The sequence below is a fragment of the Proteiniborus sp. MB09-C3 genome (assembly GCF_030263895.1).
In the GTDB taxonomy this organism is placed as follows: domain Bacteria; phylum Bacillota; class Clostridia; order Tissierellales; family Proteiniboraceae; genus Proteiniborus.
In genome coordinates, this window is the sequence record NZ_CP127161.1 from 531,128 (window position 1) to 545,824 (window position 14,697).

At 38.0% G+C, this 14,697-nt stretch carries 8 protein-coding genes, 3 rRNA genes and 1 other annotated feature; of the genes, 10 read left to right on the plus strand and 1 reads right to left on the minus strand.

Features of this window, described 5'->3' with window-relative positions:
• The first annotated feature begins 82 nt into the window (after positions 1-82).
• The 7 genes from QO263_RS02545 (at position 83) to QO263_RS02575 (ending at position 8,549) form a co-directional block, all read left to right on the plus strand.
• Positions 83-640, plus strand: coding sequence for a uracil-DNA glycosylase (locus tag QO263_RS02545; protein WP_285626096.1), 558 nt, complete (start codon positions 83-85; stop codon positions 638-640).
• Between the two features lie 34 nt (positions 641-674).
• Entirely contained in the window at positions 675-1,256 is a 582-nt protein-coding gene (locus QO263_RS02550) for a uracil-DNA glycosylase (protein WP_285626098.1), read from the plus strand.
• Positions 1,257-1,896: 640 nt separating this feature from the next.
• Positions 1,897-3,428, plus strand: a 16S ribosomal RNA gene (locus tag QO263_RS02555).
• A gap of 360 nt (positions 3,429-3,788) precedes the next feature.
• A 23S ribosomal RNA gene (locus QO263_RS02560) occupies positions 3,789-6,854 on the plus strand.
• A gap of 77 nt (positions 6,855-6,931) precedes the next feature.
• Positions 6,932-7,048, plus strand: a 5S ribosomal RNA gene (rrf, locus tag QO263_RS02565).
• The 16S, 23S and 5S rRNA genes sit together here, the layout of an rRNA operon.
• 454 nt (positions 7,049-7,502) lie before the next feature.
• Entirely contained in the window at positions 7,503-8,027 is a 525-nt protein-coding gene (locus tag QO263_RS02570; protein WP_285626101.1) for a transcription repressor NadR, read from the plus strand.
• Positions 8,028-8,279: 252 nt separating this feature from the next.
• On the plus strand, positions 8,280-8,549 hold the full coding sequence (locus QO263_RS02575; protein WP_285626102.1) for a zinc ribbon domain-containing protein: 270 nt from the start codon (positions 8,280-8,282) through the stop codon (positions 8,547-8,549).
• A gap of 296 nt (positions 8,550-8,845) precedes the next feature.
• Here QO263_RS02575 and QO263_RS02580 read toward each other — a convergent pair whose 3' ends face one another.
• A complete protein-coding gene (locus tag QO263_RS02580; RefSeq protein ID WP_285626104.1) occupies positions 8,846-9,052 on the minus strand; it encodes a hypothetical protein in 207 nt (68 codons plus the stop codon).
• 221 nt (positions 9,053-9,273) lie between these two features.
• Between QO263_RS02580 and QO263_RS02585 the strand changes: the two genes are divergently transcribed.
• The 3 genes from QO263_RS02585 (at position 9,274) to serS (ending at position 14,462) form a co-directional block, all read left to right on the plus strand.
• Complete coding sequence (locus tag QO263_RS02585) at positions 9,274-11,043, plus strand: sigma-54-dependent Fis family transcriptional regulator (protein ID WP_285626106.1); 1,770 nt, start codon at positions 9,274-9,276, stop codon at positions 11,041-11,043.
• Positions 11,044-11,320: 277 nt separating this feature from the next.
• The gene (locus QO263_RS02590) at positions 11,321-12,604 is read left to right on the plus strand and encodes an L-cysteine desulfidase family protein (RefSeq protein ID WP_285626108.1); all 1,284 of its coding nucleotides are present in this window, start codon (positions 11,321-11,323) and stop codon (positions 12,602-12,604) included.
• Between the two features lie 203 nt (positions 12,605-12,807).
• Positions 12,808-13,015, plus strand: a binding site (T-box leader).
• A 169-nt stretch (positions 13,016-13,184) separates the two neighbouring features.
• Positions 13,185-14,462, plus strand: coding sequence for a serine--tRNA ligase (gene serS / locus QO263_RS02595; protein ID WP_285626110.1), 1,278 nt, complete (start codon positions 13,185-13,187; stop codon positions 14,460-14,462).
• The last annotated feature ends 235 nt before the right edge of the window (positions 14,463-14,697 follow it).

A 14,697-nucleotide genomic window follows, 5' to 3' on the forward strand; every position in this document is an offset into this window, starting at 1 on the left:
TATGAATAATATATAGTATGATATATAGAGACTTGTAATAAAAGAAGACTAACTAATCCTATATTTTATGGAGTGATGTAATATGTATACCTTAGAAAGTCTAGAGGGATATTGTCAAAAATGTAATAAGTGTCCTTTACATATGACTAGAACAAATGTAGTTTTTGGTGAGGGGAACCCTAATGCTTCCATTATGTTTATCGGAGAAGGACCAGGATACAATGAAGATAAGCAAGGACGTCCATTTGTAGGAGCTGCTGGCCAACTTTTTGATAGGATGCTCAATGCAATAGGACTGAAAAGGGAAGACGTCTATATAGCGAATATAGTTAAGTGTAGACCTCCCAATAATAGAAATCCTTTAGCAGAAGAATCTGAATCATGTATAGAATATTTAAGATGGCAGGTAAAGTTAGTAAATCCTAAAATATTAGTATGCTTAGGAGCTGTATCTGCTCAAAATATAATAAGCCAAGATTTCAAAATAACAAAAAATAGGGGAGTATGGGTAGAGTTAGGTAAATTTTACGTTATGCCAACATATCATCCAGCTGCTTTATTGAGAGATGAAAATAAAAAACGACCTGCATGGGAAGACTTTAAAAATATAAAGAAAAAATATGAGGGATTAAAGCTATAGTATGATATTAAAAAATAGTGAAAGGGAGATATTTTTGAAGAATGAGAGATTAACACAATTAAACATTAAAATTACAAATAAATTTTATGATAAAGAATTAGTGCTTGGAAATGGTAAAATTGATAGTATTGTAATGATGGTAGGTGAAGCACCAGGGGCTAGGGAGGTAGAGCAGAAAAAGCCCTTTGTAGGCTCGGCAGGAAAATATCTAAATGAGTTTTTATCAATTCTTGAATTAGAAAGAGAAAAGCTTTACATTACAAATACGGTAAAATTTAGACCAACTAAAGAAGGTAAAAGACCTGGGACCAAAACAAATAGGACACCAAACAAGAATGAAATAGAAGAGTTTAAAGACTTCTTGTTTGAAGAAATAGATATTATTATGCCTAAAATAATTGTTACATTGGGAAATATTCCATTAAAAACAATATCAAATGACGAAACAATAACAATAGGTAATACTCACGGAAGTCCAATACGTACTAGAATAAAAGAAAATGAATATACTGTTTTTCCATTATACCATCCAGCAGCAGTAATATACAAAAGAGAGTTAAAGGATATATATATAGATGACTTGAAACGACTAGGAGAATTATTGAAAAACATTTAATTAATTGTATAATTTTTTGAAAGTTAGGAAGCCTAATTATAGGGGAATAATGAGCATTGAAAGCCATTAGTTGTTTAGATATTTTTTGGATACTATATATCTGACTTTAGCCTGTATGAGTGTTTATAGATTATAATCTGATTTGGATAAAACTGTATAAGTAAAATCTATTGACTTGATAATTTAAATTTGGTATAGTAAACAAGTCGCCACTAAACGACAGGAAAAACAAAGTAAAAGTGAATTTCGAAAAAAATATTGACAAGCGATAAAAAAAATGTTAAAGTAATTAAGTCGCTAAAAAAACTTAATCTAATGTTGAATCAGTTGGTAAAGATAACATTGAGCAACAGGAAAAAAGATTTTAAAAAGTTTTTAAAAAGCATTGACAAATAAGATTGAAAATGCTAAACTATAAAAGTTGTCTCTAGTAAATCTTCTCAAAGAAGATCTTAACGAAGGATGACAAAATTGGTCCTAATGGACACTCATAACAATAGCCCTAACGGGCGAAATGATAGTTGGTCTTTGAAAACTGAACAGTGAGAAGTCACAAGCAAACATCCAAAATTTCAAATTTTGAGATACGCTTAAAAATACATGTCAACGTCATAACGAGTGACAGGAGAACAAAAAGCTTTTATATGAGAGTTTGATCCTGGCTCAGGATGAACGCTGGCGGCGTGCTTAACACATGCAAGTCGAACGAACTATATTAATGGAAGTCTTCGGATGGAAATCAATATAGTTAGTGGCGGACGGGTGAGTAACGCGTGGGAAACCTGCCCTATACAGGGGAATAGCCTCGGGAAACCGGGATTAATACCCCATGAAGCTCAAGTATCGCATGATACGTGAGTCAAAGATTTATCGGTATGGGATGGTCCCGCGTCTGATTAGCTAGTTGGTGAGGTAACGGCTCACCAAGGCGACGATCAGTAGCCGGCCTGAGAGGGTGAACGGCCACACTGGAACTGAGACACGGTCCAGACTCCTACGGGAGGCAGCAGTGGGGAATATTGCACAATGGGGGAAACCCTGATGCAGCGACGCCGCGTGAGCGAAGAAGGCCTTCGGGTCGTAAAGCTCTGTCCTAAGGGAAGAAACGGACGGTACCTTAGGAGGAAGCCCCGGCTAACTACGTGCCAGCAGCCGCGGTAATACGTAGGGGGCGAGCGTTATCCGGAATTACTGGGCGTAAAGGGTGCGTAGGCGGCCTTTTAAGTCAGATGTGAAAGGCTACGGCTTAACCGTAGTTAGCATTTGAAACTAAAGGGCTTGAGTGCAGGAGAGGAGAGTGGAATTCCTAGTGTAGCGGTGAAATGCGTAGATATTAGGAGGAACACCAGTGGCGAAGGCGACTCTCTGGACTGCAACTGACGCTGATGCACGAAAGCGTGGGTAGCGAACAGGATTAGATACCCTGGTAGTCCACGCCGTAAACGATGAGTGCTAGGTGTTGGTGGAGACATCCATCAGTGCCGCAGCTAACGCATTAAGCACTCCGCCTGGGGAGTACGGTCGCAAGACTGAAACTCAAAGGAATTGACGGGGACCCGCACAAGCAGCGGAGCATGTGGTTTAATTCGACGCAACGCGAAGAACCTTACCAGGGCTTGACATCCCTCTGATCGGATTAGAGATAATCCTTTATCTTCGGGTACAGAGGAGACAGGTGGTGCATGGTTGTCGTCAGCTCGTGTCGTGAGATGTTGGGTTAAGTCCCGCAACGAGCGCAACCCTTGCCTTTAGTTGATAACAGGTAAAGCTGATAACTCTAGAGGGACTGCCGGTGACAAACCGGAGGAAGGTGGGGATGACGTCAAATCATCATGCCCCTTATGTCCTGGGCTACACACGTGCTACAATGGTCGGTACAACGGGAAGCAAGACTGTGAAGTTAAGCAAATCCCAATAAGCCGATCCCAGTTCGGATTGTAGGCTGCAACTCGCCTACATGAAGTCGGAGTTGCTAGTAATCGCGAATCAGCACGTCGCGGTGAATGCGTTCCCGGGTCTTGTACACACCGCCCGTCACACCATGAGAGTCGGTAACACCCGAAGCCAGTGAGCTAACCTTAAAGGAGGCAGCTGTCGAAGGTGGGATCGATGATTGGGGTGAAGTCGTAACAAGGTAGCCGTATCGGAAGGTGCGGCTGGATCACCTCCTTTCTAAGGAGAAGTACCTTTTCACTGTTCAGTTTTGAGAGGCTAACAAAGTCTTTTTACAAAACAATACATTGATTAGTCTAAAGAATACTTAGATTAATCACATAAGCGACCAACACAATTTAAGAAAAACGTTTAAATTGGTTGTCTGCTTGTGTTCAGTTTTGAGAGGCCAACAAAGTCTTTCAACTTAATTGACAACACAGGTTGTCAACCTTGTACCTTGAAAACTACACAGCGTAAGAAAGTTTTAAAATCAAGACAGAATTGATTGAAAAACTACAATTCAAACGGAAACTCAGAAACAAAGTTTCTGAGTACTACAATTACACCAAATCAAAGATTTGGGTAATTGCAGCATCTGGTCAAGATACTAAGAGCATAGGGTGAATGCCTTGGCACTAGGAGCCGAAGAAGGACGGGATAAGCACCGAAATGCTACGGGGAGTCGCAAGTAGACATAGATCCGTAGATATCCGAATGGGGAAACCCACCTAAGGAGAACCTTAGGAATCATCTACTGAATCCATAGGTAGATAGAAGGCAGACCAGGGGAACTGAAACATCTAAGTACCCTGAGGAAGAGAAAGAAACATCGATTCCCTAAGTAGCGGCGAGCGAACGGGGAAGAGCCCAAACCAGTAGAGGTAACTTTACTGGGGTTGCGGACCAGCAAAACGGTAGGGATAATCTATAGTAGAAGAGGTCTGGAAAGGCCCACCACAGAAGGTGAAAGTCCAGTATACGAAATAGAAAACCCGCCAGCTGAGATCCAGAGTACCACGAGACACGAGAAACCTTGTGGGAAGCAGGGGGGCCCACCCCCCAAGGCTAAATACTACCTAGTGACCGATAGAGAATAGTACCGTGAGGGAAAGGTGAAAAGAACCCCGGGAGGGGAGTGAAAAAGAACCTGAAACCCTATGTTTACAAGCAGTGGAAGTTCTATATATGAACGACCGCGTACTTTTTGTAGAACGGGCCAACGAGTTACGATATGCAGCAAGGTTAAGTACTTAAGGTATGGAGCCGTAGGGAAACCGAGTCTAAATAGGGCGATTAAGTTGCATGTCGTAGACCCGAAACCGGGTGACCTACCCATGGGCAGGTTGAAGTTGAGGTAAAACTCAATGGAGGACCGAACCGCTTAGCGTTTAAAAGCTATCGGATGACCTGTGGGTAGCGGTGAAATTCCAATCGAACCCGGATATAGCTGGTTCTCCTCGAAATAGCTTTAGGGCTAGCCTCAAGGAAAGTGACGTGGAGGTAGAGCACTGACTGGTCTAGGGGCGCGCATGCGTTACCAAAACCTATCAAACTCCGAATGCCACAGTCATATACTTGGGAGTCAGACTATGTGAGATAAGTTTCATAGTCAAAAGGGAAACAGCCCAGACCACCATCTAAGGTCCCAAAGTACAAGTTAAGTGGGAAAGGATGTAAGACTACACAGACAACCAGGATGTTGGCTTAGAAGCAGCCACACATTCAAAGAGTGCGTAATAGCTCACTGGTCGAGTGGTCTTGCGCCGAAGATTACCGGGGCTCAAACTAGTCACCGAAGATGTGGATTGTCGTAGATTCAATATTACTCTTAAAGTAAAGGGCAAAGAAAGCTTTGCCGAAGGCCACAAAAGGCTACAATAAAAGCCTTCGGCCAGATTCTAGTTAAGTGAAAACTTAAGGGTAGCATTGAATCTACGACAGTGGTAGAGGAGCATTGTATACAGGTAGAAGCTATACCGAAAGGAGTAGTGGACAGTATACAAGAGAGAATGTTGGCATGAGTAGCGAGAGGTGAGTGAGAATCTCACCCATCGAAAGCCTAAGGTTTCCTGAGGAAGGCTCGTCCACTCAGGGTTAGTCGGGACCTAAGCCCAGGCCAAAAGGCGTAGGCGATGGACAACAGGTTGAAATTCCTGTACTACCAGAAGGCGCTAAAAGAGAAGGAGTGACGCAGGAGGATAGGTTAAGCACACCGTTGGTTGAGTGTGCCTAAGCAAGTAGGGAGTATCTAAAGGCAAATCCGTAGATACAATATCCTGAGAAGTGATGGGGAGCGAAATACAAGTAGCGAACTAACTGAATCCACACTGCCAAGAAAAGCTTCTATCAAGCCTAAAGGTACCCGTACCGCAAACCGACACAGGTAGGCGAGGAGAGAATCCTAAGATGAGCGGAAGAACTCTTGTTAAGGAACTCGGCAAATTAACCCCGTAACTTCGGGAGAAGGGGTGCCGAGGGAGGTGAAGTGCAAGCCACATAAGCCTCCTTCTGGCCGCAGTGAATAGGCCCAGGCGACTGTTTACCAAAAACACAGGTCTCTGCTAAATCGAAAGATGAAGTATAGGGGCTGACACCTGCCCGGTGCTGGAAGGTTAAGGGGAATGCTTAGCGCAAGCGAAGGTAAGAACTTAAGCCCCAGTAAACGGCGGCCGTAACTATAACGGTCCTAAGGTAGCGAAATTCCTTGTCGGGTAAGTTCCGACCCGCACGAAAGGTGTAACGATCTGGGCACTGTCTCAACAAGAGATCCGGTGAAATTGTAGTACTCGTGAAGATGCGAGTTACCCGCGACTAGACGGAAAGACCCCGTGGAGCTTTACTGCAAGCTGACATTGGATTTTGGTATCCTATGTACAGAATAGGTGGGAGACAGAGAAATCAGTGCGCCAGCATTGGTGGAGTCGTCGTTGGGATACCACCCTTATGATACTGAAGTTCTAACCATAGGCCATGAAACTGGTTTTGGGACACTGTCAGTTGGGCAGTTTGACTGGGGCGGTCGCCTCCTAAAAAGTAACGGAGGCGCTCAAAGGTTCCCTCAGCACGGTCGGAAATCGTGCAGAAGAGTGTAAAGGCAGAAGGGAGCTTGACTGCGAGACCTACAAGTCGAGCAGGAACGAAAGTTGGACTTAGTGATCCGGTGGCGCCGAGTGGAAGGGCCATCGCTCAACGGATAAAAGCTACCCGGGGATAACAGGCTTATCTCCCCCAAGAGTCCACATCGACGGGGAGGTTTGGCACCTCGATGTCGGCTCGTCTCATCCTGGAGCTGTAGCAGGTTCCAAGGGTTGGGCTGTTCGCCCATTAAAGAGGCACGCGAGCTGGGTTCAGAACGTCGTGAGACAGTTCGGTCCCTATCTGTCGTGGGCGTAGGAAATTTGAAAGGAGCTGTTCCTAGTACGAGAGGACCGGAATGGACAGACCACTAGTGTATCAGTTGTCCTGCCAAGGGCATGGCTGAGTAGCCAAGTCTGGTAGGGATAAGCGCTGAAGGCATCTAAGCGCGAAGCCCCCCTTAAGAAAAGATTTCCCATCTGGTAAACAGAGTAAGACCCCAGAAAGACTAACTGGTTGATAGGTCGTAGGTGTAAGAGCAGCAATGCTTTAAGCTAAACGATACTAATAGGTCGAGGGCTTGACCAGAAATATGGACGCTGTGTAGTTTTTAAGGTATAAGCCTTAAATTAAATATATGAAGCCTTATTAAATTAGGGCATAAATCCAGTGACAATAGCGAAGGGGTCACACCTGTTCCCATACCGAACACAGAAGTTAAGCCCTTCAGCGCTGATGGTACTTGGTGGGAGACCGCCTGGGAGAGTAGGACGTTGCTGGATTTATTGTTTTTTGGGAAATTAAAACTATGTACAGCCAGTAATATACTCGCGCAGTCTCGAAACACAAATTTATTAGTTCGCTAAAGCTCACATAAATTTGGTTCTCGTTGCGTTTGACCTACCATCAATTTCTTCGATAGAAGCACTCGAAGAAATCGGGTTAGGTCATAAGGAAAGCAGGACGTTGCTGGATTTTTTTATTTTTTGACCTTATCTTAGAGATTGGGTTATTTTTATGTTCAACCATATTTTTGTAGTTTTGCAATATAAATTTATTCATTTCCTAAGGGTCGCGCAAAATTGGCTCTAATGGATACCTTTATCATAAATATACAATAAAGTTGGTACTTGTTGCATATGAAAAGTTGGGTTAGGTCATAAGAACTAGACAACTAGCATTTCTAATAATATAATAAAGGTACGGAATTATAAGTTTTTAGGAGTGATTAGGATTATGGATTCTGAAAAAAGGCGAGAGGCGATAGTTCAAGTTCTAGAAGGTAAAGATCAACCGATAAAAGGTGCAGAATTTTCTAAAATGTTTAATGTGAGCAGACAAGTAATAGTTCAAGATATAGCCATACTTAGAGCAAAAGGTGAAGAAATATTTGCAACTCCCCAAGGATATATGATAGTCACAAAGTCTCCCAAAGAGAAAATATTAAAAACAATAGTATGTAAGCATAAAGGCTATGATGAAATAGATGATGAACTAAAGACCATTATTGATATGGGTGGAAAAGTTATTGATGTAATAGTAGACCATCCTATTTATGGTGAAATAAAAAGCTCACTTATGCTTGGCTCAAGAATAGAAATAGACGAATTTGTAAAAAGCTTAAAAAAGGAAAAAGCGGAACCATTATCTTCTCTTACTGAAGGTGTTCATATTCATACTATAGAAGTTCCTAGTATGGAAATATACGAAAAAATTCTAATGAAACTAGAAGAAAAAGGGTATTCGATAAATGAAAAATAAAGTGCAATATTTTATGCATAAATGTGACAAGGCATTATGTATATAAAAATCAGTCTTAAGTAAATAATCGGAAATAAGTTGGCATCTAGATATATTTTTTTGATTGTTATTCATAAGCTTTAATTCCTCTTTATATTTATGAGTTTATAAAAACTTGAAGCTTTATTCCCAATATGACATATAGCCGTCATATTATACTTGGTATAATGATGACAAGTAAAAAACTAAAAAACATTAAATCGGAGGTATAAAATGGATAACATGAGATTTTGTCAAAGTTGTGGAATGCCAATGGGAGAAACTGATGAATTGTATGGTTTAAATTCAGATGGAAGCAAGAGTAAGGATTACTGTATCTATTGTATTAAAGATGGAGAATTTACAGCCGATGTTAGCATGAATGGAATGATCGAGATTTGTATTCCTCATATGGTATCAGCATACAATGGAATGACAGAAGAATCCGCAAGACATATGATGCAAGAATTTTTTCCAAAACTAAAACGCTGGCAAAACAAATAAAAAATAGAAGGTACATAGAAGATTCAAAAAAATATATATCTTATTCAGTATACATTTTATTTACAAAAGTTAAGGGTGCTAATTATTGGCACCCTTAGTTTTTTGTGACCTAAACCAATTGCTTGAAATATTTTTATAGAAAGAATTAATGAGGCTCAGAAAACAAGTTTCTGAGTACTGTAATTACACCAATTTTGATTTTGTTTCTTGTCCGTTAGGACCAAATTTATTTGAGCGTTAGGGAATAAATAAATTTGTGTTGCGAGACTGCAAATACAAATATCAAGCAGCTAAACTTAATTTTGGCCCCTATTGGATATTCTCAATAACTGCACTTCTTCAATTGACATTGAATCCAATTGTCTAGCTTTTATGGCAATATCATTTCTTTTAATTATTTCCTTTTCAATAAGAATTTCTATTATGCTTGCTATGGCTAAAGTATTCCTATAATCAACATCCTTCATATTACTAAGCTGAGCAACTATATCGATATTATTCATTTACTGAACCCCCGTTATATTTTTAGACTATATTTTGATTATTAACATAATGATCAAATACATACATTCATCCTTCGAATATTTACATATTCTTTAAGACATATGAGAATATGAATTATCTAAAAATATTGAGGGAATATAGTAATTACTAAAATGAAAGTGAAAACTGAACAACTATGATATAATTATAGAGAAAAAGCTATAATAAGGGGAGATAAAAATTGTCTCTATATAAGATACAAGATTCAGTTCAAGAGGTTGCAGAGGCAATATCTGCTGTATTAAATGTTGATGTTACAATTATTGATGAGAGTTTAAACAGAATAGCAGCTACAGGTAAATATAAAAGTAGTATAGGGCAAAAAATACCTAAAAAATGTTCATTTGAGCTTATTATCAATAGTAAAAAACCACTTTTTATTGATACTCCTGATGTGGATGAAATCTGTAGCCACTGTTCTGCTAAAGGAGAATGTACTGAATTAGCAACTCTAGGTTATCCAATAATGAGAAATGGCGAAATATTAGGAGCTATAGGAGTTAATGCCTTCGATGAAGAGCAAAAAGAGAGAATAGAGCACAGCTATAATTCGCTTGTAGTTTTTCTAAATAAACTATGCGATCTACTGGTAGGTAAACTAAACTATTATGATACTATAGCAGAGTTAACCATAAAGGAAGAAGAGACAAGAAAAATTATCAATAGTCTTGATGATGGAATTATATGTATAGATGATAAAGAAAAAATTAAGTTTGCAAACTTGAAAGCACAAAGAGATCTTAAAGTTTCCGAAAATGATATTATAAATAAGTCTTTGAAAGATATATTGCATGATATAGACATTGAATTTGATAACATAAATCCTCAGGAAAAAAGAATCAGTGTGCAGGATAAGAAAAAGAGCTTTATCATAAAAAATATGCCTGTAGTTGTAGATGGAAAAAGAGCAAGTAATATACTAGAAATCCATGAAACTAGTGATTTAGTTAGAAATGCTTACAAGCTTATAGAAGTACAAAATCCAATTAATTTTAATTCCATTATAGGGGATAGTAATGAAATAGTTAGAGTCAAGGACATGGCATACCAGATAGCAGAAAGTAATTCTACTGTACTCCTGAGAGGGGAAAGTGGGACAGGAAAAGAGCTCTTTGCTAGATCTATACACCATACAAGCAATAGAAACAATTTTCCATTTGTCGCCATAAATTGTGCATCTATACCAGAAAATCTTCTTGAAAGCGAGCTATTTGGCTATGAGGGAGGTGCCTTTACTGGTGCAAGAAAAGAAGGACAAATGGGGAAATTTGAGCTTGCAAATGGAGGCACACTTTTTCTAGACGAGATAGGAGATCTTCCACTGCACTTACAGCCTAAGCTATTACGAGTGCTGCAGGAGCAAGCTTTTATGAGAATTGGTGGAAAAGAACTTATAACAGTAAACTTCAGGCTAATAGCAGCTACAAATAGAGACTTAGAAAAAATGGTTGACGAAGGACAGTTTAGAGACGATTTATATTATAGACTAAATGTAATACCTATTCATATTCCGCCATTGAGGAATAGAGATAAAGATATACTCATACTTTGTGATTACTTACTTGAAAAGTATTGCTGCAAGCTAGAGAAGCAAAAGAAGTTTTTTTCCAATGAAGTCAAAGAAACTTTCCTGAAATATAATTGGCCAGGAAATATTAGAGAGCTTGAAAATGTTGTAGAGTATTCTGTAAATATAACGAAGGGTGAAATAATAACCTTTGACAATTTACCAACTACATTAAAAAAATCATTTAATGACTGCAAAACATATGAAAATAAATCTAGAAGAACACTTAAAGATAGAGTTGAGCTATATGAAAAAAAACTTCTTCAATCTATGTTAACAGAATATGGTGATTCAACTCAGGCAAAACAAGAAATTTCGGATATTTTGGATATAAACTTATCTACACTATATAGAAAATTGATGAGATATAATTTGCAAAAATGAGAATCAATTTGCAAAAATGCGAAAACCAAGGTAAATACTTTGTATACCTTGGTTTTAATTTTTGAATGAAGAGTATATCAAATAATTTCGCAAAAATGCGAATGAGAATATTATAAGAATAATCTCCTTAAATAGGAATAAATCAATGTTTTATTAGCTTATAGCCATCAGTTTATTTTTGGCACAGTATTTGCAATAATTCAGTCATAGTTATGAGACTCTTTTTTATATGAAAATATAATTCAAATACTACTAATATGGAAAGGTTGACTATAGAATGAATATTGATAAGAATACAGTAAATATATTATTGGATATGGTTAAAAAGGATACGATTCCTGCTATTGGATGCACTGAGCCTGTAGCAGTAGCTTATGCTTCTTCCATAGCTAGAAAACATTTAGAAGGTCATATAGAACATATAACTGTTAACGTAAGCCTTAGCATATTTAAAAATGGAAAATCAGTTATGATTCCTAATACTAAAGAATGGGGTCTAGATTTAGCAGCAGCATTAGGAGCTATTTGTGGAGATCCAGAAGATGGACTTTGCATATTTAAGAACATTAATCAAGAAGACATAGACAGAGCTCATAAAATGATTTTAAAAAATGCAGTAAGAGTCAGTTGGGCTTTGAATACACCAGATGTCTATGTAGAGATAATTATGAAGAGTGCTGATAGCACTGTAGAGGTGGTATTAAAGAATAGTCATGATCATATAGAAGCAATAAGAGTAAATGGAGAGCTTATATATGAGGATAAAATAGATAATAAGGAACAGACTACTACTGGTTTTCTAGAGAATTTCAGTTTCAAGGAATTGCGTGAAATATGTGAGAAAGTAGATATAAATGAATTGAGCTTTATAGAAGATGGAATACGTATGAATAAGATGGCGGCCGAGCAAGGTCTTAAGAGCAAAAAAGGCTTAGGCTGGGGGGCTTCACTGCTAATTCTTCAGAAACAAGGCAAACTATCGGCAGATGCTTCTCAAAAAGCTAGAATTCTTACTGCAGCAGGAGCTGATATTAGAATGGGAGGAGGAGATTGTCCTATTATGACTAGTGCAGGTAGCGGCAATCAAGGGTTAGGTGTCATTCTTCCAATAGTTGTTGTGGCAGAGGAAAGAGAAATCGAAAAAGAAAAGCTATATAGGGCTATATTTTATGCACATATAATAAATAAGTTTGTAAAACAGTATACTGGAAAACTTTCTGCGCTTTGTGGATGTGCTATTGCCGCAGGAGTAGGTGCTAGTGCTGCAATAGCATGGATGTTAGGAGGAGACGATAACCAAATTGCAGGAGCAGTACAAAATATGATGGCAAATCTTACTGGAATGCTTTGTGATGGTGCTAAGGAAACTTGTGCTCTTAAGCTTTCAACATCTGCTGGAGAGGCAGTATTAGCAGCATATCTGGCTTGTGAAAATGTAATTGCAAAGGCTAATACTGGTATTTTAGGTGGAACAGTTGAAGAAACCATTAAGAATTTGGGGATTTTATGTAATAAAGGACTTTCAACTACAAATGAAGTTATTGTTGGTATAATGAGTTAGAGTAATGATGATAATAGTATTAGAATAATTAGTGATAGTGGCGTTGCTAGTTATTAGGATTAGTTTGCATATAATAGTAAAATGTTTGTATTGATAGCTGCTAAGTTGAATGATGTAGGAGCTGGAAATACCTTTTATAAAAATATTTTATAAAAATATGTTGTAATTTTAAACTCATTGTGTTATAATACGACTTAAAATAATATCATACAATGACAGGAAATAGTAAATATATTAATATCTTTAGAGAGCCAATGGCTGGTGAAAATTGGTGGTATTAAATATTGAATCCATCCTTGAGTATTTTACTGAAAAGGTAAAACCTAAGCAGGGGATAACTGCAAAGAGTGAGCTAAAATTGTTGTTTAGTTAACTAGGGTGGCAACACGGGAGAAGTCTCTCGTCCCTTATATGAGAAATATAGGGGACGGGAGTTTTTTATTTATTGAACAGCTAAAGTAAGAGTATAGATATTTCGCAAGCTCAAGATGATATTACCTATTCGAAGGTGTGAAGAATCTATATCTGAACCTTATAAGCAGTGATTATTATATAATAAATTATTTTAGGAGGAGTTAAAATGTTAGATATTAGACGGATTAGGTTAAATGCTGAAGAAGTAAAAAAAGGTCTTGCCAAAAGAAATGGAGAGTTTGACATAGACAAAATAGTGGAATTGGATGAGAAGAGAAGACAGGTATTAGTAAAGGTAGAAGAAATGAAGGCAAGGCAAAATCAAGTGTCAAAAGAGGTTCCTAAATTAAAAAAAGAAGGAAAAGATGCTACAGAAGTACTAAATGAAATGAAGGAGCTATCTCAAAAAATCAAGGATTATGACAGCGATGTAAAAGAAGTAGATGCCCAGCTTAATGATTTGCTTCTTAGAATACCTAATATTCCAAATCCAAATATTGCAGTAGGCTCTAGTGATGAAGATAATGTAGAGATTAGAAAATGGGGAGAGCCTAGAAAATTTGAATTCGAGCTTAAGGCGCATTGGGATATAGGTACAAATCTTGATATTTTAGACTTTGAGAGAGCTTCAAAGATTACAGGCGCTAGATTTACTCTATTTAAGAGATTGGGAGCTACTTTAGAGAGAGCTATAATAAACTTTATGCTAAACCTCCATACTAATGAACACGGATACACGGAAATATCACCACCATTTATGGTAAATAGAGCTAGTATGACTGGTACTGGACAGCTTCCAAAATTTGAAGAGGATGCATTCAAGATTCCTGACAAGGACTTTTTCCTTGTGCCTACTGCGGAAGTACCAGTTACAAATATTCATAGGGATGAAATACTAGATGAAACCCAACTTCCGGTATATTATACTGCATATACACCTTGCTTTAGGCAAGAGGCAGGTTCAGCAGGAAGAGATACTAGAGGTCTTATAAGAAATCATCAGTTTGACAAGGTAGAGCTTGTGAAGTTAGTTAAACCAAAGACATCATACGATGAATTAGAAAGATTGACTAACAATGCAGAAAAAGTCTTGCAGCTATTAAATATCCCATATAGGGTAGTAGAGCTATGTACAGGAGATATAGGATTTTCATCTGCTAAAACTTACGATATAGAGGTATGGATGCCTAGCTATAACAGATATGTGGAAATTTCCTCTTGTAGTAACTTCGAAGATTTCCAAGCAAGAAGGGCAAATCTAAAATATAGAGATAAGGAAACAGGAAAGGTAGAATATGTCCATACACTAAATGGATCAGGTCTTGCTGTAGGAAGAACTTTGGCAGCAATTCTTGAAAACTTCCAACAGGAAGATGGTAGTGTAGTTATTCCAGAAGCTTTAAGACCATATATGGGCGGCGTTGAGAAGATCGTTAAGAAATAAAAAACCAACTAAAGGTTAGAAATTGGAATTGAGAATCTTATAGGGGCAGATGTTAGAAGCCAGAAGAATGAAAGTTTAAAGGGTAAAAACCAAGTGATGTATATTTAGTAATGACTAGAATGCTTCTATTATTATTCTAATTGTCATATGGCTTTTTATTTAAGTTGACTAAAATAGATGATTTTAAAAGGCCTAGATGAGCTATTATGCAAAGCTAGAGCCTTTTACTTAACCT

Bases quoted from the DNA above. Each gene is read 5' to 3' on its own strand.
- QO263_RS02545 (WP_285626096.1), top strand. From the start codon at position 83: ATGTATACCTTAGAAAGTCTAGAGGGATATTGTCAAAAATGTAATAAG.
- QO263_RS02570 (WP_285626101.1), top strand. From the start codon at position 7,503: ATGGATTCTGAAAAAAGGCGAGAGGCGATAGTTCAAGTTCTAGAAGGT.
- QO263_RS02575 (WP_285626102.1), top strand. From the start codon at position 8,280: ATGGATAACATGAGATTTTGTCAAAGTTGTGGAATGCCAATGGGAGAA.
- QO263_RS02580 (WP_285626104.1), bottom strand. From the start codon at position 9,052: ATGAATAATATCGATATAGTTGCTCAGCTTAGTAATATGAAGGATGTT.
- QO263_RS02590 (WP_285626108.1), top strand. From the start codon at position 11,321: ATGAATATTGATAAGAATACAGTAAATATATTATTGGATATGGTTAAA.
- serS (WP_285626110.1), top strand. From the start codon at position 13,185: ATGTTAGATATTAGACGGATTAGGTTAAATGCTGAAGAAGTAAAAAAA.